Origin of the sequence: Nonomuraea sp. NPDC049655 (genome assembly GCF_044465465.1) — a bacterium.
GTDB lineage: Bacteria > Actinomycetota > Actinomycetes > Streptosporangiales > Streptosporangiaceae > Nonomuraea.
Genome location: NZ_JBITLS010000006.1, coordinates 112,334 through 131,693, shown reverse-complemented (window position 1 = coordinate 131,693; position 19,360 = coordinate 112,334). Strand labels below are relative to the sequence as shown.

Genomic DNA, 19,360 nt, shown 5'->3' with positions numbered 1-19,360 from the left:
ATCCTAGCGTCGATGTCATGACGAACACCGCTCTCATCACCGGCGCCTCCCGCGGCCTCGGCCTCGCCCTGGCGAGGTCCCTGTCGGAGGCGGGCTGGAACCTCGTGCTCACCGCCCGCGGCGCCGACGAGCTGCGCCGGATCGCCGACGAGCTGGGCGCCACCGCGATCCCCGGCGACGTGACCGACCCCGAGCACATCGCGCGGCTGGGACGGGCCGTGCCCGAGCTGGACCTCCTGGTCAACAACGCCAGTGACCTCGGGGTGACCCCGCTGCCGCCGCTGGCGGGCTACCCGCTGGAGGCGTTCCGGGTCCTGCTGGAGACGAACGTGACCGCGCCGCTCGCGCTCATCCAGGCCACGCTGCCCGCCCTGCGCGCGGCCGGCGGAGCCGTGGTCAACATCACCTCCGACGCCGCCACCGGCGCCTACGCGGGCTGGGGCGGCTACGGCGCGACCAAGGCCGCCCTGGAGCAGCTGTCGAACGTGCTGGCCGCCGAGGAGCCCGGCCTGCGGGTCTGGTGGGCCGATCCCGGCGAGATGAACACCCGCATGCTCGCCGACGCCGTCGGGGCGGAGGAGGCGTCGTCGGCCACCGACCCCGCCAAGGTGGCCGCGGCGCTGCGCGACCTGGTCACGTCCCGGCCGGCCGGCGGGAAGGTGAGCCTGCAATGACGGCGCTGCTGGACTTCGCGCTGCCCGACGACCTGTCGGCCCACGAGCCGCCCGAGGCGCGCGGGCTGGCCAGGGACGCGGTGCGCCTGATGGTCTCGCGCGGCGAGGCCGAGCCCGCCCACCACCGGTTCGGCGACCTGCCCGGACTGCTCGACCCCGGCGACCTGATCGTGGTCAACAACTCGGCGACGCTGCCCGCGGCGGTCCGGCTCGACCGGCTCGCGGTGCACTTCTCCACCGCCCGCGAGGACGGCACCTGGCTGGTCGAGCTGCGCCGCAGGACGGCCAAGGCGTCCGAGCCGTACGGGGGCGGCGAGCCGGGCGAGTGGCTGCCGCTGCCGGGCCGGGCCACGCTGCGGTTGATCGAACGGGAGACGCCGCGGCTGTGGCGGGCGCGGCTGGACCGGGACGTGCTGCCGTACCTGCGCGAGCACGGCCGGCCGATCCGCTACTCGTACGTGCCGGCCGACTGGCCCATCGACGCCTACCAGACGGTGTTCGCCACCGTGCCGGGCAGCGCGGAGATGCCGAGCGCGGCCCGGCCGTTCACCTCCGAGCTGGTCACCGCGCTGGTCTCGCGGGGCGTGACGATCGCGCCCGTCACGCTGCACACCGGCGTGGCCTCGCCGGAGAAGGACGAGCGGCCCTACGCCGAGCGGTACGAGGTGCCCGCCGCCACCGCCCGGCTGGTCAACCTGACCCGGCGGAACGGCGGCCGGGTGATCGCCGCGGGGACGACCGTCGTGCGCGCCCTGGAGACCGCCGTGGCCCCGGACGGCCTGGTGGGCGCCGCCTCCGGCTGGACCGGCCACGTCGTCACCCCGGCCACCGGGGTACGGGCGGTCACCGGGCTCATCACCGGCCTGCACGAACCTCGCTCCAGCCACCTGCTCATGCTGACGGCGATCGCCGGCGAGAGGGCGCTGGCCCGCGCGTACGAAGAGGCGCTGCGGAAGGGATATCTGTGGCACGAGTTCGGCGACACGCACCTGATTCTGGATAAATAAGCTTTACACACATTTTGCCCTTGTGATAGGAACAGCCGACATTTACGGGGGCTTGTTCAAGCGCGTCCCCGTGCCACTTCCTCTCCGGAGACGTTGATGCGCAACTCCCTCACTAAGGTCGCCTCGCTGGCTTTGCTGGCCGGTGCGCTGATTGTCCCGGCGGTGCCCGCGTCCGCCACGACGACCACCGCCGCCCACACCGCCACGGCCGCCAAGGCCGCCGACGCCCCCTTCGCGGTCTTCGACATCAAGTTGAAGGCGTCCAAGACGGCCAAGGCCGGCGGCCTGATCAAGTACAGCCTCCAGGCGACCAACACCGGCCCGTACTCGGCCGACGCCTGGTTCGTCGGCGGCCAGTTCCCGAAGGGCGTGGACCTCCGGAAGATCAGCTACCGCGCCCCCAAGGGCACCGTCTGCGCCCTCGACGGCCGCGCCCTGTACTGCAGCGTCCCCTACGTCCTGGAGAAGGACGACTGGGTTCGCCTCGACTTCTACGCCAAGCTGAAGAAGAGCGCCACGGGCACGCAGAAGGCGACCCTCGGCGTGGTCACCTACGACGTCCAGCAGGGCATGTGGGACCAGGAGAAGGGCACGTGGTCCCTGGCCCAGGAAGAGCTCGAGCGCCTCGGCATCCCTGAGCACGGCTACGCCAAGACCGCCAAGACGAAGATCGTCCGCTAGTCCCGCGGCCGCTGCGCCCGTGTCCGAATGGCGAGCCTGCTGCGCGGGCACCGGACCGGGCGCAGTACCGTGGCTGGATGTGGACCAGCGCACCCTCCTGATCACCCTGACCGGCCCCGACCGGCCCGGTGTCACCTCCAGGCTCTTCTCCGTGCTGTCCGGGTTCCCGGTGACGGTCGCGGACATCGAACAGGTCGTCATCCGCGGCAGACTCACGCTCGGCGTGCTCGTCGCGTACGCCGGCGGCCCGTCCACCGGCACGGGCACCACCCTCGGCGCGATGTGGACCGCCGTCGAACGGGTGGCCGAAGACCTCGGGATGGAGGTCGAGCTCTCCACCGGCTCCCAGGCCAAGGAACAGCGCCGCCGCGGCCGCCTGTCGGTCAGCGTGCTGGGCGCCACCCTCCAGCCCGCCGCCATCGCGGGCATCGCCGGCCGCATCGCCGCCGCCGGCGCCAACATCGACCGCATCGAACGCCTCGCCCAGTGGCCCGTCACCTGCATCGAGCTGTCGGTCTCCGGCGCCAACCCGACCGCCCTGCGCGTCGAGCTGGCCGCCGAGGCCGCCGCCCAGGAGGTCGACGTCGCCGTCCAGCGCACCGGCCTGTCCCGCCGGGCCAAGCGGCTCATCGTCATGGACGTCGACTCCACCCTCATCCAGGGCGAGGTCATCGAGCTGCTGGCCGCGCACGCCGGCTGCCTGGACGAGGTCGCCCGGGTCACCGAGCAGGCCATGCGCGGCGAGCTCGACTTCGCCGAGTCGCTGCGCCGCCGCGTCGCGCTGCTCGAAGGGCTGCCGGCCGAGGTGTTCGAGCAGGTGCGCCAGGAGGTCGTGCTCACCCCCGGCGCCCGCACCCTCGTCCGTACGCTCAAGCGCCTCGACTACCGCTTCGCCATCGTCAGCGGCGGCTTCACCCAGATCACCGACGCCCTGGTCGAGGAGTTGGGCATCGACTACTCGGCGGCGAACGTCCTGGAGGTCATCGACGGCAAGCTCACCGGGCGGGTCGTCGGCGAGATCGTCGACCGGCCGGGCAAGGCCCGCGCGCTGGAGCGGTTCGCCAGGGAGGCCAGGCTGCCCATCTCCCAGACGGTGGCCATCGGCGACGGCGCCAACGACCTCGACATGATCGCCGCGGCCGGGCTGGGCATCGCCTTCAACGCCAAGCCCGTCGTCCGGCAGGCGGCCGACACCGCGGTCAACACGCCCTACCTCGACTCGATCCTCTACCTCCTGGGCATCTCCAGGGACGAGGTCGAGGCCGCCGACGCCGAGGACGGCGTGCTCACGTCCTGAACCGGGCGGTGACCTCGGCGGCCAGGTCGAGCGCGTCCTTGCAGAGCGACCTGAGCGCCGGGTGGGCGGTCACCGCGTGCCGCAGCCGCCTGCGCACGGCCGTGCCCTCGCCCGCCGCCGCCTCCTCCATCAGCGAGCTGACCTCCCGCGCCACCTCGTCGAGCTGCGCCTCGAACGCGTCGGCGGCGGGCGGCGGCTCGCGCTCCCGTACGGCCTGCCCCACAGCGTCCAGCCGGTCGGCCACCGCGTCGAGCACGCCGGCGGTGGCGTCCGAGCCGGGCTCGGCCCCGCGCAGCACGGCGCCGAGCAGGATCGCGTCGTCCCTGAGCTTCCTGGCCAGCGTCAGCGCGGCCCGCAGCTCGGCCGGGGCCCTGCCGCCCGGCTCCTTGTCCAGCTTGTCCAGCGACTCGCGCAGCCGGTCGGCCGCCGTCCCGGCCGATTCCGTACGGTCGGGAAGCCGGTCCAGGTCGCCTTCGGCCAGCGCGCGGACGAGGCAGGCGTGCTCGCGCAGCAGCTCGGCGGCCAGACCGCGCAGCCGTCCCGCCTGGCCGCGCGGCCACAGCAGCCGGGCCGCCGCCAGCGCCAGCACGCCGCCGCCCGCGGTGAGCACCAGCCTGATCCCCGCCGCCTCCCAGTCGAGCCGGGTCGAGAAGTCGGTGAGCATCATGGCCAGCGGCGTCGCGAAGATCGACCAGTAGCCGTAGCTGACCTCGCGCAGGGCGAACCCGAGCGTGCCGAACACCAGCACCGTCCCCACGATCGTGTACGGCCCCGGCACCGCCGCCAGGATCAGCGCCGCCGCCGCGGCCCCCGCCACGGTGCCGGCCACCCGCAGCACCACCCGCTCGACGGTGTCCCCGTAGGTGGGCCGCACCGCCAGCAGCACGGTGAACACGAACCATTTGCCGTACTGCTCGTGCACCCCCAGCATCAGCGCCATCGCCACGGCGGCGGTGAGCCCCAGCCGCCCGGCGTGCTCAGGCCCCGAACCGCCCGGCGGCGGCTTCCACGGCAGCCGCGCGAACAGCCGGCGCCCCGCCGCAGGCTTCCCGGGCAGCAGCCCGCGGCCCGCCGCAGGCTCTTCCGGCAACCCCGCCAGCAGCCCGCGCCCCGCCGCAGGCCTTCCCGGCAACCCGGGCAGCAGCCCGCGGCCGGCCGGGGGCACGTGCCGGGCGGCCAGGAGGCCGACCGTGCGCACCCCCACCGCGATCCGGTCCAGGCAGCGCCGGGCCTGCCCGAGCACCGCGCCGCTGCGCAGCGCCGCCGGGTCGGCGCCCGGGTCGCGCGCGCCCAGGCGCTCGGCGTAGTCGGCGGTGACGGCCAGCGCCTCCACCACCCCGGCCCGCCGCCCGTCCGCGGCCTCCCGCAGGTCCGCGGCCAACGTCGTGGCCACGTCGTCGATCCCGCCCTGTTCGTCCGGGGCGGCAGCGCGCAGGGCGCGCAGCGCCACCGTCTCGTGGAAGATCCGGACCAGCGCCTCGACGTACGCGTCGGCGGACCGGCCGGCCGCGTCCATGCTCTCGAACGACGCCGACGCCGTGGCCGCCGTCTCCAGGGCCTTGGACGCGCGTTCCCTGCGGTCGTCCCAGTCGTCGCCCGCGAGCCCGTCGAGCAGCCCGGCCACGCCGCGGACGGCCTCGCCCAGCGCCGTCGCCAATGGGTCGAACCGGCGCAACGGCCACAGGGCCAGGGCGGGCACGGCGTACAGGAGGCCGCCGAGCACCATCAGCTCGGGCGGCCCGAAACCCGCGGGCACCGCCAGGTAGAACCCGGTGACCAGGGCGAACGCGGGCGGCGTCCCGACCGTGCGCCACCGGCCGCCCGCCGCGGCGACCGCTCCGAGCGCCAGCACCGCCCACCAGGGCCGATCCGCCAGGTACAGGCCCAGCCAGCACCCGCCCGCGATCAGCACGATCTTGATGGCCATGGACCGCGCCCGCGCCGCGTACGGCTGCCCGTACATGTCCCCGAACGCCGTCAGATACGCCCCCAGGGCCAGGAACGCCCCCGACTGCGGCCGGCCCGCCAGCACCCCGGCCAGCAGCGGCCCGGCCACCGCGAGCCCGCACAGCAACCCGTACCCCCAGGGCGGGCGCGCGGGCAGCGAGAAGCCGTCACGCAGCGCTCTGGCGGCCCCCCGCATAGGCGTCGTCCCCGGTCAGTGCTCCTTGGGATCCCAGTGCGTGACCAGGCGTCCCTCCCCCGGCCACAGGTCTACCCACGCCGCCTGCACCTGGATCACCGCGAACGCCCCCGGCCGGAAGCCGTAGTCGCCGCCGCCCAGTTGCAGGGCCAGCTCGTGCACCGCGGGATTGTGCCCGCACAACACGACCGTGCCCAGCTCAGGGTCGGTCCTGCGGAGCAGTTCGAGCAGTTCTTCGGGATAGGCCTGGTAGATGTCGCGTTCGTAGCTGATCTCCATGCCGGGGAAGGCCAGCTCGGCGGTGCGCCTGGTCCGCAGCGCCGGTGAGCAGAGCACCGCGTCGGGGCTCAGCCCGGCCGCCCTGATCTCGTCGCCAGCCCGGCCGGCGTCCCGTTCGCCGCGCTCGGTCAGCGGACGTTCGCGGTCGGCCAGACCGGGCACCTGCGCGGCCTTGGCATGGCGGAGCAGTATCAGGGTCCGCATCACGTCATCACCTCGGCACGTCATCCTCTCGACACGTCATCATCTGGCACGTCAGCCCTTCGACGCCCAGATCCCGAGCCCGATGATCACGCCCAGGATGACCAGCATCGCCAGCAGGATCAGGCCCAGCGTCTTCCCGCCCGAGGGCCGGTTGTCCTCTTCCACCCGCCCAGTTTCCCACCGCGCCCCCGCCGTCCCCGCGCCACCCACCCGCATGCGAAGACGCCCGCCCCTGGCCGGGACGGGCGTCTCGTCGATCGGTCGTTACGAGGCCACGGGCTCGTGCTCGCGGTCGTTGTTGGCCGGCTCGCTCGTCACCGACCTGCGCTTGGAGACGACGATGGCCGCCACGACCACCGCCACCGCCACCACCGTGATGCCGATCCGCAGCGCGGCGTTGCCCGCGTACAGGACGACGGCCGGCGCGACCAGCAGCGCCACCAGGTTCATCACCTTGATCAGCGGGTTGATGGCCGGGCCCGCGGTGTCCTTGAACGGGTCGCCGACCGTGTCGCCGATGACCGTGGCGGCGTGGGCCTCGGAGCCCTTGCCGCCGTGGTGCCCGTCCTCGACCAGCTTCTTGGCGTTGTCCCAGGCGCCACCGGAGTTGGCCAGGAAGACGGCCATCAGGGTGCCGCAGGCGATCGCGCCGGCCAGGAAGGCGCCGAGCGGCGCGTAGCCGAGCGCGAACCCGACCGCGATCGGGGTCATCACCGCCAGCAGGCCTGGCGTGGCCAGCTCGCGGAGCGAGTCACGGGTGCAGATGTCCACGACGCGGCCGTACTCGGGCTTCTCGGTGCCGTCCATGATGCCCGGCTTGTTGCGGAACTGGTCGCGTACCTCGAAGACCACCCGCATGGCCGCGCGGCCGACCGCAGAGATCGCCAGGCCGGAGAACAGGAACACCACCGCGGCGCCGACGATCAGCCCCACCAGCACGTTCGGCTGGTCGATGCTGAGGCTGAAGGTGGAGAAGGCGCCCAGCGCCGCCTTGATGTCCTGGCCGGCCTTGGAGAGCTGGTCCTCCACCGCCGTGCGGAACGCGCCGAACAACGCCGTCGCCGCCAGCACGGCCGTGGCGATGGCGATGCCCTTGGTGATGGCCTTGGTGGTGTTGCCGACGGCGTCGAGGCTGGTGAGCACCCGCGCGCCCTCGCCCTCGACGTCGCCGGACATCTCGGCGATGCCCTGGGCGTTGTCGGAGACCGGGCCGAAGGTGTCCATGGAGACGATGACGCCGACCGTGGTAAGCAGGCCGGTGCCGGCCAGGGCCACCGCGAACAGCGCGATCGTGACGTTCCCGAACCCGAGCAGGAACGCCCCGTAGACCGCGCCGCCGATGATCAGCGCCGAGTAGACGGCCGACTCCAGGCCGACGCTGATGCCGGCGAGGATGACGGTGGCCGGCCCGGTGGCCGAGCTCTCGCCGATCTCGCGCACCGGACGGCGGTTGGTCTCGGTGAAGTAGCCGGTCAGCAGCTGGATCGCGCTGGCCAGGACCAGGCCGATCAGCACCGCGCCCACCGCGATCAGGCGCGGGTCGGCGTCGGAGGTGACGGTCGAGCCCGACAGGGCGCCGAAGCTGCTGGGCAGATACCAGAAGGCCGCCGCGGCGACCAGCACCGCCGAGATCCCGGCCGAGATGAAGAAGCTGCGGTTGATCGCCGCCATGCCGCTGCGGTCGCGGTCGCGCAGCCCCGTGACGAAGATGCCGATGATCGCCGTCAGCACGCCGATCATGGGCACGATCAGCGGGAAGATCAGGCCCTGCTCGCCGAAGGCCACCTTGCCCAGGATGAGGCTGGCGACCAGCATGACCGCGTACGACTCGAACAGGTCGGCCGCCATGCCCGCGCAGTCGCCGACGTTGTCACCGACGTTGTCGGCGATCGTCGCGGCGTTGCGCGGGTCGTCCTCGGGGATGCCCTGCTCGACCTTGCCCACCAGGTCGGCGCCGACGTCGGCGGCCTTGGTGAAGATGCCGCCGCCGACTCGCATGAACATCGCCAGCAGCGCCGCCCCGAACCCGAAGCCTTCGAGAACGTGGGGCGCCTCGCCCTGGTAGATGAAGACGACCACGGCCGCACCGAGCAGCCCGAGGCCGACGGTGAACATGCCGGCGACGCCGCCGGTGCGGAAGGCGACGCGCATGGCGCGCTTTTCGCCCGACTCGTTGGCCGCGGCGGCGACACGCACGTTTCCGCGCACCGCCAACCACATGCCCATGAATCCGGTCAATGCGGAGAACACCGCACCGACCACGAAGAAGATCGAGCGACCGACGCGTACGTCCATTTCGCCCGGCAGCAAGAGCAACAGGAAGGGAATGACGATCACGAAGACCGCCAGTGTGCGGAATTGGCGCGTGAGATAGGCAGCCGCGCCTTCCTGCACGGCTCGCGCGATGTTCTGCATGCGTTCGGTGCCCTGGCCGGCGGACAGCACCTCGCGTACGAGGCCGCCGGCGACGGCTAGCGCGATCAGCGCGACCGCGGCGACCACGATCACGATGGTGAGATTGTTACCGCTCAGGGACAGATTGGGCGCTGGCGCCAATGCCAGCATGTGCCTGCTCATCGTTCTCCTCGGCAAGACCGGTCGTCCTGCCCGAACGGTGCTGCGGATTTCTCGGCGGGCGGGTGCGGCACCATCCGGGTTGTGGGTGCCGCTTCCGGTTGAATCCGCGGTTCCGCCGGATCACCTTGGCCGGTGCCGGGAGTCTACGCAGGCACTGAACGGATATGAAGGCTCTCGGGGCGGCTATTTGCGCGGGCGTTCAGTAATCCCCTGACAGCGGGCCGGTTTGAGATCTGACAGGCGAAATTTCCTCAGGTTTACGGGCATGACAACCCCACAAATCGGACCGCCCGAAACCCAGATTTAATCCCCACGACACGCCGACCCACCCACCACCCACCCGCACCGACACCCCCAGCGGCCATCCGAGCTTCACCACCGACCCGGCACCACCGCTTGGCAGCACCGCTTGACACCCCCCGCTTGGCAGCACCTCCAGGCGCGACCTCCAGACGCGACCGCCGGCCGCTACCTTCGCGCGCCACCTCCCTGCTACCTCCGCGAGATGCGGCGGGGCACCACGACCGACGGACGCGCCCCAGCAACACAGCCCGCCGAACGCACCCTGGCCAACGCGGCCCGATGACATGGCCCGCCGGAGCTGCCCGGCCGTCGCGCCTCCCGCGACGCGGCCCACCGGACGCGGCCAACCGACGCGGGCCCGGCGACCCGGCCACCCACCGCCTTCCTGGAGCCGTACGCCGTCCCTGACCTCCGGCCGGGCACCACTCGGCCCCTGGCCGACACCGCCCCGCCCCTCCAGGCCACCTCCACGACAGCCCACAGCTCGCGCGTCGACCCGAAAGGCTCTACACCGCCTCAAGAGCCCCTGCGGCGGCCGAGAAGCTACGCCAGCCAATAACCAAACCCGATGCCTCAATCTCGGCCTGGAGCTCCCACGCGGCCCTCCGGATGTCGGTCCTGACAGCCCCATGCACAGCTGCCATGCCTTCCTTCCACTCGCCGCCAGTCACCCACCTCACCCCGTGCCCCTGCCGCCCCGCCGCGAGACCTTCTGACGACCCGGCCGACTATCCCCCGCCCATCCACAGCCTGTGGATAACTCTCATCGCCTTCCACAGACACCACTGGGGGGAGCAAGATCCTATGGGGCAGTCGCATCGCTCCACCAGAACACCCCAAGCAGGCCCAAGCCGTATTTGCCGCCCTGGCCTTCGACCCTCGGCCGCGACCACGCCATGCGGAGCCTTTCGCAGAGACTGAGCAGCCATTGACCCGCGCCCTGTGGAGCCGCCTGCACGGCCGGCCCGCAGTCCGCCCCCTGAGCAACCGCCCGATCGGAACCTGGGCGTCTCGCCACACGACACAGCGGTTGAACGTGCAAAGCCGGGCTCTGGCCTGCTCCGAGGCCAAAGCTCCGTAAGCGTGCGGCGCAGAAGCGTCAGGCGCAGAAGCGTCAGGCGTAGAGGCGTGCGCCCCTCACACTGCTGCGACGCCATGCCAGGCCCCGCGCCGGATCGCCCTGAGCCGCTTCGGCCGGTGCACGCCGAAGTCCCTGCGGCACCGAACCCCTGCACCGGACCTCGCTGAACCGCTCCAGCCGAACCCCTGCACCAGACCTCGCCGAGCTTCGCACCAGGCGTGGCCCAATCCGGCGGCCGGGCCGTCCGACGTCCGCGCGCACACGCGCTGCCGCTTGTCGCAGAGCGGCTTGTCGCAGAGCGGCGCAGGCCGTCCGGGCATGCCGACAGAACGAGGCACTCAGCGACCTCGTCAGGACATGCGGAAACGTGGTGCGACTCGACGGGGATGAAGGCATGCCACAACCGGACATCCCCTCATCCCCGTCTATCGCCCCTAAAACCACACCCGACCAGCTCGAACACGCCCCTAGGGAGACAAGGGACCGATCCAAGCGATGTCAGGTCAGGAACCCACCCCGTTGGAGGCGGGCCAGCTCATCCGGATGTTCGTCCCCTTGGGGCTGGGGAAGACCTCGACGTCATCGGCCAGACCCGAGATGACGGCGATGCCGAAGCCTGACATGAACGAGTCAGAGAGCATGCCCAGATCGAGCGGTTGCTCCTGCTTGATCTCGTCACTGGGGGCCAGATCGCTGACCGTGACCTCGAAACGCCCGGAGTCGTCACGTAGCTCGATGCGGATGGGCTCGCCCGGGCAGTGAAGTCGATGCGCCTCGACCGCCCGGGAGCATGCCTCACCCACGGCGAGCCTGACTTCGTCCAGCAGCGATTCCTCCACGCCGGTACGACGGGCGATCGCCGTGGCCACCAGCCGGGCGGTCCGCACGTGCGCGGGGAGAGCGCTGAACGTCAGCTCGACGGTAGCCATGCTACTTGTCTTTGCCGTGAGCTTCCTTGGCCTCGTCGACGGAAGCGTAAATCCCGAAGACCTTGGTCAGACCGGTGATGCGGAAGATCTTGAGGATGCGCTCCTGGGTGCACACCAGCTCAAGCGAGCCGTCGTGCGCCCGGACCCTCTTGAGCCCTCCGACGAGCACTCCCAGCCCTGTGGAGTCGAGGAAGTCGACCTTCTCCATGTTCACCAGAAGGTGGAAGTTGCCCTTGTTCACCAGGTCGATGAGGAGCTCACGCAATCTCGGCGCCGTGTAGACATCGATCTCACCCTCGACCTCCACGATGGTGAGTCGGTCTTCGGTGCGGTGATCCAACTTCAGATCCACAGATCCTCCAGCGCCTCGCCTGCGAAAGTACTCTTGCGGGCCTGGCAATCTGGAGCGTGGCCCCAGACTGTCCGACCCTGACGCGCGGCATTCAACCACGCGTCTGGCTTGTGTCTATACGAAATCACGATTCCCGGCGACTTTGCCCATCGATGCAAGACTGGAAACAGTGACTTCCTCGGCATCCTCCCCACAACAGGCAGGTCCACTCCTCGCCCACCTGCTCGGAGTTCCCGCACGTCATGAGCGTGTCACCCATGTGGAGCATGTTCCAGCACGTCAGGCGGGTCAAGCCCGTTGGCCGGACTGGGCTCCGGAAGTCCTGGTTACGCGCTTGGCGAACCGTGGAGTTACAGGACTCTGGCCCCACCAGTACGAAGCCGCCGACCTGGCTTTCCGTGGCCGAAACGTGATCATCAGTACGGGAACGGCCTCGGGCAAGTCCCTGGCGTACCTCACGCCGGCGGTCGCCTCCTGCCTCGACGGCGGCACCGTCCTGTACCTGACGCCGACCAAGGCCCTGGCCGCCGACCAGCTCCGCGGCCTGCGCGAACTGCGCATCACACAGGTGCGTGCCGCCTGCTTCGACGGCGACACCCCCTTCGAGGAACGTACGTGGGTCCGCCAGCACGCCAACTACGTCCTGACCAATCCGGACATGCTCCACCGCGGCGTCCTGCCCCGGCACGCGCAGTGGTCCTCGTTCTTCCGCCGCCTCCGCATGGTCGTCGTGGACGAGTGCCATGGATACCGCGGCGTCTTCGGCTCGCACGTGGCCCAGATCCTGCGCCGCCTGCGCCGGGTCTGCGCCCGGTACGGCTCGCGCCCCACGTTCGTGCTCGCCTCGGCCACGGCGAGCGAGCCCGGCGTGTTCGCCATGAGGCTGACGGGGCTTGAGATGGACGAGGTGACCACCGATGCCTCGCCGAAGGGTTCCACGACCATCGCGCTCTGGGAACCGCCCCTGACGGATCTGCGGGGCGAGGGAGGGGCTCCTGTGCGCCGCACGGCCACCGCGGAGACCGCTGACCTCCTCGCGGACCTGGTTCTGGCGAACGTACGGACGCTCGCATTCGTGCGTTCGCGACGCGGCGCCGAGACGGTCGCCCTGTCCGCCCGCGCCAAACTCGCCGACGTCGCCTTCTCCGTCACCGCGCCTTGGCCTCCCCAAGCCACCCCCGAAACCGCGGCCTGGCCTGCGCACACCACCCCCGAAACCGCTCCCTGGCCTTCGCATACCACCCCCGAAGCCGCGCCCGCGGATTTCTCCCCCAGCGCCGAGCCCCCGCCGCTCGCCTCCCCCTCCACCCCTGAGGACTCCGCTTCACCCCTTGGAAGCGCCACCTCAGACGTCCAGGACCCGCGCCACCCCGCCCCCGCGAGCCCGCTCACCTGGGCCATCCCCGACGACGTCCAGGACCTGGCCGCCCTCCCCGACAAGGTCGCCGCCTACCGCGCCGGCTACCTCGCCGAGGACCGCCGTCTCCTGGAGAAGGCCCTGCGCGCCGGCACCCTCATGGGCCTGGCCACCACGAACGCCCTCGAACTCGGCGTGGACGTCTCGGGCCTGGACGCCGTACTGATCGCCGGCTGGCCGGGCACCCGCGCCTCCCTCTGGCAGCAGGCCGGCCGGGCGGGACGCGACGGCCAGGACGCCCTCGCCGTGCTCATCGCCAGGGACGATCCCCTGGACACCTACCTCGTCCACCACCCGCAGGCCCTGTTCGGACGGCCGGTGGAGGCGATCGTCCTGGACCCGGACAACCCGTACGTCCTGGGCCCCCACCTGTGCGCCGCCGCCGCCGAGATCCCGCTGACGGACGACGACCTGCCCGTCTTCGGGACCACCACCCCCGACGTCCTGGAAGACCTGGTCGCCCGGAACCTCCTGAGACGCCGTCCCGCGGGCTGGTTCTGGACCCGTCGCGAACGCGCCACCGACCTCGCCGACATCAGAGGCGGCGGAGGCGCCCCGATCCAGGTGGTCGAGTCCTCGACCGGCCGCCTGCTCGGCAGCGTGGACGAGCCGTCCGCCCACACCACGGTCCACACCGGCGCGGTCTACATCCACCAGGGCGAGACCTTCCTTGTGGAGAGCCTCGACCTGGACTCCGGAGTCGCCCTGGTCGAGGCCGCCAATCCCGACTACTCCACGTTCGCCCGCGACATCACCGACATCTCCATCCTGGCCACCCAGCGCTCCCGCTCCCTCGGCCCGGGAACGCTGCACTTCGGCGAGGTCGAGGTGACCAGGCAGGTGGTCTCGTACCTGAAAAGACGCCTGCAGTCAGGCGAGATGCTCGGCGACGAACCCCTCGACCTGCCGCCCCGCACCCTCCGCACCCGCGCGGTCTGGTGGACCCTGCCCGCCACGGCGGTCGCGCCGCTCGCGGCGGCGGACATCGACCTCGGCGGCGCCGCACACGCCGCCGAGCACGCCTCGATCGGCCTGCTCCCCCTGTTCGCCACCTGCGACCGATGGGACATCGGCGGCGTCTCCACCGAACTGCACGCCGACACCGGCCTGCTCACCGTCTTCGTGTACGACGGTCACGAAGGCGGCGCGGGCTTCGCCGAACGCGGCTACGCGCGGGCCACCGACTGGCTGACGGCCACGCGTGAGGCGATCGCGTCCTGCGAGTGCGAGCGCGGGTGCCCGTCCTGCATCCAGTCCCCGAAGTGCGGCAACGGCAACGAGCCCCTGCACAAACGCGGCGCGCTCCAGCTCCTGGACATCCTCCTCACCCCCGGCCCTCTGTCCTGACTGTCACCCTTCTCCGGCCGGCGTCCCGCACACGCCCGCTCTGCTTCGTCGTCGTAGGCGTCATCGTCATCGTCGGCGGCCCAGAAGTCGCCGGCGCCGGGCAGCGGACGCTCCCAGAAGCCGCTGCCCTCCATGCACCTGGGCGACGGGGGCAGGTAGTCGTCCCATCGCTGCTCCAGGGGTGGCGGGTGGGACAGCGGGCCGGGCTCGGGAACGTCCGTGACAGCCGGGCTCGGCGATGCGATGCGCGGCTGCTCCTGCCGCGCATCGCGCCCTGTCTCCCCCGCCGTTTCCCGGCCCGCTTCCGGCCGAGCCCCATGACGGGCTGACTCCTGCACTTCCTGGGCCGCTCGTAAGTCCTGCACGCTCAGATGGATCGGCAGAACAACCGGCGCCTGCCCCGACGCCCCACCCGGCACCTTCGCCCCCCTGGGCTTCGCCTCGCCCCTACAGCTTGCGCCACACGGGCCTACACTGATTCGCTCGCCTGACGATCTATCGGCTCAATCGCAGAACAAGGTGCCGGTTTTCGAGGTCACTCGCACAGATTTCCACACCCGCCCGCGCCCCTGACCCGACGCGGCGAATCGTGCACCGAGAAACGACTAGGCACCGCCGTCACCATCGCGCAGCGAATGAATCATGCTCTGCAAAATCCGGAACGCGTCCGACTGCTCGGCGTCGGTCATGCCGGCCAGCATTCTGACCTCGACGGACCGGACCGCCGCGCTCGCCTTCTCCAGACTCCGTCGTCCGCGAGGCGTGAGCCGCGCCGGAAGAGCCTTTCCGACGGGCGCCTCCGCTGGCCTGGTCACGTAGCCGTCTCGTTCCAGGGTCTGGAGCAGCACGTTCATCGACTGCCTGGTCACGAACGCGCCACGCGCCAGCTCGGAGTTCGACAAGCCCGGCCGTTGAGCCAGCAACTCCAGGCAGGAGTAGTGCGTCACGGTCATCCCGAGTGGCCGCAGCACCTCCTCCATGGCTGCGCGCAAGGCGCTCGAAGCCTCTTTCAGCAGGTAGCCCAGCGATTTGTCCAGGTCGACGCCGGCACCGTTTTGACTCATGTCAGTATTCTGACATACATTGCGACGTGTCAGCTAACTGACATGAGGACAAGGAGCATCACCATGCCCGTCACCGGCCCCGACTTCATCTCGCTGCAAGCGCGCGACCTCGACGCTTCGCAGGCGTTCTACGAGCAGTACCTCGGCCTCGTCCGCTCGCAGGCCGGGCCTCCGCACGCCGTCGTCTTCGAGACGAAGCCGATCGCGTTCGCACTCCGCGAGGTCGTTCCCGGCACCGATCTCGCCTCCGCTGCCCAGCCCGGCATCGGTACCGCGATCTGGCTCCACGCCACCGACGTCCAGGCCATCCACGACGCCCTCGTCGCCGACGGTCACACCATCGTCTCCGCACCGATCGACGGCCCCTTCGGCCGCACCTTCACCTTCGCCGACCCCGACGGCTACCAGATCACCCTCCATGACCGCGCCTGAGGCGAGCACCCTCGTCTTCGGGGCCACCGGGGCACTCGGTCGCCACGTCCTGAACGCGCTGGTCGCTCGGGGAACCAGCCCAGGAACGATCACCGCGGCCGGTCGGAACCAAGCGCGCCTCGGGGAACTTGCTTCCACCGGATTCAACACCGCCGCCGTCGACCTGTCGGATTCGGCCAGCGTCGCAGCGCTGGTTGCCAGGCACTCCGAGATCGTGTTGATCTCGGGCAGAGACCCGAACCGCCTTGCTCAGCACGAGTCGATCGTCAAGGCGGCGAAGAACGCCAAGGTCCGACACGTCTACTACACCAGCGGAGTCCGGGCCGACGACGACCGGTTCGAGATCAACGCGGACCACAGAGCGACAGAGGACGCTCTCACCGCTTCCGGCGTGACGTACACGATCCTGCGGAACACCTGGTACATCGAGAACTACATCCAGGCGCTGGCAGGCCCCCGCTTCTCCGGCGTCCTGGCCGCCGCGACCGGCAACGCCGTCGTTGCACCGGCCAGCCGGAAGGACCTGGCTGAGGCGTTGGCCACCGTCGTCACCACAGACGGGCACGACAAGGTGACTTACAGCCTCTCCGGCGACACGAACTTCACCTACGCCGACATAGCCGACGCAATGTCGGTCGTCCTGAAGCGCGAGGTCACCTACCGGCCTGTCACTCCCGAAGAATTGCAGGCAGCGCTCATCAACTCGGGGATGGACAGCAAGCTGGCCGGCTTCTTGGCACGTCTCGATGAAACCATCGCCGCCGGGGTCTTCGCTCGGGTCGGTGACGATCTTCCTCGACTCCTCGGCAGGCCGACTACCGGCCTGGTCGAGGGACTGACAGCACAGTGAACACCGGGGCTGGCGCAGGCGAGTCGACATCTCGGCTCGCGCCGCCCCTTCTCCCGATCAGCTCGTCTGGAGCAACGCCGTCAGTTTGGATCACGTCGAAGCGGGCCGCCACGGAGGCTGCACGCATGTGGGCCACGGCGCCGGCACGCGTTTCTCAGCCTGAGGAGCCGGTCGCCGGACTCGCGCGACACGCCCCCAGGCTTGCACGTGTCGCGGTCGGTCACGCGCCCCCAAGGCCCAGGACGGTGGCCTGACGGCCGGCTGCTGCAAACAGTTGCTACCCAGGTGACATCGTGACCGGCCCCGCGCGAGACCTGCCCATAAGAGTGTGTGCTCCGGCGATCGGCAAGGTGATCGACAGAGAGGTCCGGACATCCGCGATCTCTCCCGTGATCTCACAAGCCGCCAGCCGGACGCCGTTCCTTCTGGCCAACGCGGCCGCCCTGCCGCAAGCGCCCTCCGGATCGATGATCGCCGCTCTGGCCGCGGCCAGAGCGCTCAGATCGGCCGCGCTGTCGACCCGATGGCGAGCCACACGAACCGCCCCCACGGAGGCCAACCCTCCGGCAACCGCCATCAGGAGCCCCATGAGGGCCACTCCCCATAAGGTCGCCGACCCTCGTTCCTTGTGCTTGATCATCCTTGTCCTCGGAGTGATTGGTCGGTGAAAGGTCGTCGATTCGCCCGCCCTTGAGACGCTTCTGCGCCTCCCGCGCGGACGATCTCCGTGCCGCGTCGCGGAGTTGTTGTCTCTTCTTGTGGGTAGAAGACGCCGTAGGGGTTGGAGATTTCGCCCCCCGACTGCCAGGAGGACACGAGGGCTCATGTCCTCCTGGCAGATCTCATTTCGGCGAGTACGTGTGTGACGTCATGGTTCTGTGGCGGCTGTCGCCGAGGCCGACACGGGGACGGCCGGTAGCGAAACGCCCCAAGCTGGTCGTACATCTACTGCGATCTCTACGTGGGTGAACTCTGCGTCGCGGGTGATCTCTACGTGTGCGTCTGGGCGAGTGGCCGAGCGGGCGAGCTCGCGGACCTGGTCCAGCGGCTCACCTCGGGCTGCGGCGCGCACTGCCGCTCGGGCTGCGTCTACACATTCCAGTTGGACGTTCACCGCTTGTATGGCCCAGAGCGCGGCTGCCAGGACGATCATGAGCGCGGGCAGCATGGCGGCGGTCTCGGCCGTCACCGAGCCGCGTGATGCCGACCGTTGCCTGGTGGCGGCGTTCCGCGTCTGGTGGAGGGTCATCCGGTCATCTTGAGCGCTCGGTCTATGAGGGACTTCAGCATCTCCTGAACCTCTGGGCTGCTGACCACCTTGAACAGGAGCGCGGCGAAGGCGCAGGCCGCGATGGTGCCGACTGCGTATTCGGCTGTGGACATGCCGCGCTCTCTGTTCGCGACAGCGCAGGTGATCCACTTGCCCGGGTACCAGCGTGAGCTCTGCCCAGTGGGCCCACCGGGAGGACCGGAGGTGGTCGAGGAAGCGCGGGCGGCTTCCGTCTCGACGTTGGAGGAGTCGTCGGCTTCGAGGGGCGGCGCGGCGGTGGCCGGCTCGGTGCAGGCGGCGGGCCGGGGTGAAGTGGCGTACGCGTGAGCTGGAGTGGGGCTGAGGGTGCCTGGCATGGTGGCGGGACCTTGCATCGTGCCTCCAGATGGTCGGAGCCGGGTCTTGTCCGGCGGGAGTCCAAGATTCGCCGAGAAGGCACAGCTGCCGTCAGGCCGAATGGCGTTCTGGGGATTGTCCAGCGGGGTCGGCCCTCAGGCTGTGGACAACGCCGCCGTCGGGACGTCACGGCAGGACGATCGTGGAGGCGAGGCCGGCGATCACCGGGATGATGCCCAGCAGGACGAAGGCCGGCAGGAAGCACAGGCCCAGCGGGGCGACCGCTTTCACGCCCACGGTCCGGGCGGCGGCGAGTGAGGCGGCTCTGGCTGTGTCTCTCGCGTCGTCGGCCAGGCGGGTCAGGACGTCTGCCAGCGGGGCGCCGGTCTGCGCGGCCCGGCTCATCGCTCTCGACAGCTGGCTCAGGGCCGGGTCCTTCGCCAGGGTTGCCCAGGTCGGCTCGGGGTCGGCGCCCAGGCGGAGTTGGCTGCCCACCCATGCCAGACGCTGACCGAGAGGGCCGCCGATCGTGGTCGCGGCCAGGTCGGTGGCGGCGGTCACCGGCTGTCCGGCGAGAAGGCAGGCGGTCATCAGGTCGGCGGCGAAGGGGAGATCGGCGGTGATCTGCTCGCGTTCCTGGCGGGACCGCGGAGGTTCCTTCCTGTGCAGGATCAGGGCGGTCACCGGGGTCAGCAGCAGGGCCACCGCGATTCCTGGGAGGCCGCCGACCAGGAGGGCGGTGATCACGCCGGTGATGGCGGCGGTGGTGACGGTTCTGCGGGTCGGGCGGCGGTGGTGGGGGTCCTTCTTGTCGAGCCAGTCGGGCTGGGCGGGGGTGTCCGTCGAAGAGATGGCGGGGCTCGACGGCGGATCGGGTGAGGGCAGGAGGCGGGTGAGGCGGTCTACCGGGGTGCGTGGGGCCGACCACAAGAAGGTGGCGAGGGCTGCGCAGAAGGCGGACAGCAAAGGGAGCATCGGGCGGATCCAGTGGTTCGGGCGGACGTGGATGAAGACGACTCGGCGGCGGGGACGAGGACGACTCCGACGGGCGGGGACGAGGACGACTCGGACGGGCGAGGATGAGCACGACTCAGGGAGGACGACTCGCCGGAAAAGG

General features: G+C 70.6%; 17 protein-coding genes. 7 read left to right on the top strand and 10 right to left on the bottom strand.

Annotated features, from left to right (window positions below; genetic code table 11):
* Positions 1 to 17 precede the first annotated feature (17 nt).
* From ACIBQ6_RS20440 to serB, 4 genes are all read left to right on the top strand, one after another.
* Positions 18 to 674: an SDR family NAD(P)-dependent oxidoreductase gene (locus ACIBQ6_RS20440; RefSeq protein ID WP_387677940.1), complete on the top strand. Its 657-nt coding sequence runs from the start codon at positions 18 to 20 to the stop codon at positions 672 to 674.
* The gene (locus ACIBQ6_RS20435) at positions 671 to 1,681 is read left to right on the top strand and encodes an S-adenosylmethionine:tRNA ribosyltransferase-isomerase (RefSeq protein WP_397213607.1); all 1,011 of its coding nucleotides are present in this window, start codon (positions 671 to 673) and stop codon (positions 1,679 to 1,681) included. The genes ACIBQ6_RS20440 and ACIBQ6_RS20435 overlap by 4 nt, the downstream gene beginning before the upstream one ends.
* Before the next feature lie 96 nt (positions 1,682 to 1,777).
* Positions 1,778 to 2,362: a hypothetical protein gene (locus tag ACIBQ6_RS20430; RefSeq protein WP_358290411.1), complete on the top strand. Its 585-nt coding sequence runs from the start codon at positions 1,778 to 1,780 to the stop codon at positions 2,360 to 2,362.
* Positions 2,363 to 2,441: 79 nt separating this feature from the next.
* The gene (gene serB, locus ACIBQ6_RS20425) at positions 2,442 to 3,659 is read left to right on the top strand and encodes a phosphoserine phosphatase SerB (RefSeq protein WP_352357394.1); all 1,218 of its coding nucleotides are present in this window, start codon (positions 2,442 to 2,444) and stop codon (positions 3,657 to 3,659) included.
* Here serB and ACIBQ6_RS20420 read toward each other — a convergent pair.
* From ACIBQ6_RS20420 to ACIBQ6_RS20400, 5 genes are all read right to left on the bottom strand, one after another.
* A complete protein-coding gene (locus tag ACIBQ6_RS20420; RefSeq protein ID WP_397213605.1) occupies positions 3,649 to 5,802 on the bottom strand; it encodes an FUSC family protein in 2,154 nt (717 codons plus the stop codon). The two genes, serB and ACIBQ6_RS20420, sit on opposite strands and share 11 nt — an antisense overlap.
* Positions 5,803 to 5,817: 15 nt before the next feature.
* Positions 5,818 to 6,285 (bottom strand): histidine phosphatase family protein, encoded by a 468-nt coding sequence (locus tag ACIBQ6_RS20415; protein WP_358290417.1) that lies wholly within the window; start codon positions 6,283 to 6,285, stop codon positions 5,818 to 5,820.
* Positions 6,286 to 6,549: 264 nt separating this feature from the next.
* Entirely contained in the window at positions 6,550 to 8,862 is a 2,313-nt protein-coding gene (locus tag ACIBQ6_RS20410; protein ID WP_397154688.1) for a sodium-translocating pyrophosphatase, read from the bottom strand.
* Positions 8,863 to 10,749: 1,887 nt separating this feature from the next.
* A complete protein-coding gene (locus ACIBQ6_RS20405; RefSeq protein ID WP_358290423.1) occupies positions 10,750 to 11,175 on the bottom strand; it encodes an ATP-binding protein in 426 nt (141 codons plus the stop codon).
* 1 nt (position 11,176) lies between these two features.
* Complete coding sequence (locus ACIBQ6_RS20400; protein ID WP_043629845.1) at positions 11,177 to 11,527, bottom strand: STAS domain-containing protein; 351 nt, start codon at positions 11,525 to 11,527, stop codon at positions 11,177 to 11,179.
* A gap of 409 nt (positions 11,528 to 11,936) precedes the next feature.
* On the opposite strand from ACIBQ6_RS20400, the gene ACIBQ6_RS20395 reads away from it, so the two are divergent.
* The gene (locus ACIBQ6_RS20395; RefSeq protein WP_397213603.1) at positions 11,937 to 14,291 is read left to right on the top strand and encodes a DEAD/DEAH box helicase; all 2,355 of its coding nucleotides are present in this window, start codon (positions 11,937 to 11,939) and stop codon (positions 14,289 to 14,291) included.
* 605 nt (positions 14,292 to 14,896) lie between these two features.
* Here the strand turns inward: ACIBQ6_RS20395 and ACIBQ6_RS20390 are convergent.
* Positions 14,897 to 15,355: a MarR family transcriptional regulator gene (locus ACIBQ6_RS20390; RefSeq protein WP_358290429.1), complete on the bottom strand. Its 459-nt coding sequence runs from the start codon at positions 15,353 to 15,355 to the stop codon at positions 14,897 to 14,899.
* A 63-nt stretch (positions 15,356 to 15,418) separates the two neighbouring features.
* Here ACIBQ6_RS20390 and ACIBQ6_RS20385 point away from each other — a divergent pair, with 63 nt between their 5' ends.
* Positions 15,419 to 15,787, top strand: a complete 369-nt coding sequence (locus tag ACIBQ6_RS20385; protein WP_397213601.1) for a VOC family protein — start codon at positions 15,419 to 15,421, stop codon at positions 15,785 to 15,787.
* A complete protein-coding gene (locus tag ACIBQ6_RS20380; RefSeq protein ID WP_397213599.1) occupies positions 15,774 to 16,637 on the top strand; it encodes an NAD(P)H-binding protein in 864 nt (287 codons plus the stop codon). Before ACIBQ6_RS20385 ends, ACIBQ6_RS20380 begins: the two co-directional genes overlap by 14 nt.
* A 277-nt stretch (positions 16,638 to 16,914) precedes the next feature.
* Here ACIBQ6_RS20380 and ACIBQ6_RS20375 read toward each other — a convergent pair whose 3' ends face one another.
* The 4 genes from ACIBQ6_RS20375 to ACIBQ6_RS20360 all read right to left on the bottom strand — a co-directional run bounded on the left by ACIBQ6_RS20375 (position 16,915) and on the right by ACIBQ6_RS20360 (position 19,218).
* A complete protein-coding gene (locus tag ACIBQ6_RS20375; protein WP_358290439.1) occupies positions 16,915 to 17,277 on the bottom strand; it encodes an Rv3654c family TadE-like protein in 363 nt (120 codons plus the stop codon).
* A 228-nt stretch (positions 17,278 to 17,505) separates the two neighbouring features.
* Positions 17,506 to 17,886 carry a TadE family type IV pilus minor pilin gene (locus ACIBQ6_RS20370; RefSeq protein ID WP_397213596.1) on the bottom strand — a complete coding sequence of 127 codons (381 nt, stop codon included), beginning with the start codon at positions 17,884 to 17,886 and terminating at the stop codon, positions 17,506 to 17,508.
* Positions 17,883 to 18,020: a DUF4244 domain-containing protein gene (locus tag ACIBQ6_RS20365; RefSeq protein ID WP_387651699.1), complete on the bottom strand. Its 138-nt coding sequence runs from the start codon at positions 18,018 to 18,020 to the stop codon at positions 17,883 to 17,885. The genes ACIBQ6_RS20370 and ACIBQ6_RS20365 overlap by 4 nt, the downstream gene beginning before the upstream one ends.
* A gap of 409 nt (positions 18,021 to 18,429) precedes the next feature.
* A complete protein-coding gene (locus ACIBQ6_RS20360) occupies positions 18,430 to 19,218 on the bottom strand; it encodes a type II secretion system F family protein (RefSeq protein ID WP_397213594.1) in 789 nt (262 codons plus the stop codon).
* Positions 19,219 to 19,360: the final 142 nt, after the last annotated feature.

What these genes read in the sequence shown, in the direction of transcription:
- ACIBQ6_RS20420 (WP_397213605.1), bottom strand. Translation starts at nt 5,802, where the DNA reads ATGCGGGGGGCCGCCAGAGCGCTGCGTGACGGCTTCTCGCTGCCCGCG.
- ACIBQ6_RS20435 (WP_397213607.1), top strand. Translation starts at nt 671, where the DNA reads ATGACGGCGCTGCTGGACTTCGCGCTGCCCGACGACCTGTCGGCCCAC.
- ACIBQ6_RS20380 (WP_397213599.1), top strand. Translation starts at nt 15,774, where the DNA reads ATGACCGCGCCTGAGGCGAGCACCCTCGTCTTCGGGGCCACCGGGGCA.
- ACIBQ6_RS20405 (WP_358290423.1), bottom strand. Translation starts at nt 11,175, where the DNA reads ATGGCTACCGTCGAGCTGACGTTCAGCGCTCTCCCCGCGCACGTGCGG.
- ACIBQ6_RS20440 (WP_387677940.1), top strand. Translation starts at nt 18, where the DNA reads ATGACGAACACCGCTCTCATCACCGGCGCCTCCCGCGGCCTCGGCCTC.
- ACIBQ6_RS20430 (WP_358290411.1), top strand. Translation starts at nt 1,778, where the DNA reads ATGCGCAACTCCCTCACTAAGGTCGCCTCGCTGGCTTTGCTGGCCGGT.
- ACIBQ6_RS20410 (WP_397154688.1), bottom strand. Translation starts at nt 8,862, where the DNA reads ATGAGCAGGCACATGCTGGCATTGGCGCCAGCGCCCAATCTGTCCCTG.
- ACIBQ6_RS20360 (WP_397213594.1), bottom strand. Translation starts at nt 19,218, where the DNA reads ATGCTCCCTTTGCTGTCCGCCTTCTGCGCAGCCCTCGCCACCTTCTTG.
- ACIBQ6_RS20365 (WP_387651699.1), bottom strand. Translation starts at nt 18,020, where the DNA reads ATGTCCACAGCCGAATACGCAGTCGGCACCATCGCGGCCTGCGCCTTC.
- ACIBQ6_RS20370 (WP_397213596.1), bottom strand. Translation starts at nt 17,886, where the DNA reads ATGACCCTCCACCAGACGCGGAACGCCGCCACCAGGCAACGGTCGGCA.
- ACIBQ6_RS20415 (WP_358290417.1), bottom strand. Translation starts at nt 6,285, where the DNA reads ATGCGGACCCTGATACTGCTCCGCCATGCCAAGGCCGCGCAGGTGCCC.
- ACIBQ6_RS20385 (WP_397213601.1), top strand. Translation starts at nt 15,419, where the DNA reads ATGCCCGTCACCGGCCCCGACTTCATCTCGCTGCAAGCGCGCGACCTC.
- ACIBQ6_RS20375 (WP_358290439.1), bottom strand. Translation starts at nt 17,277, where the DNA reads ATGATCAAGCACAAGGAACGAGGGTCGGCGACCTTATGGGGAGTGGCC.
- ACIBQ6_RS20390 (WP_358290429.1), bottom strand. Translation starts at nt 15,355, where the DNA reads ATGAGTCAAAACGGTGCCGGCGTCGACCTGGACAAATCGCTGGGCTAC.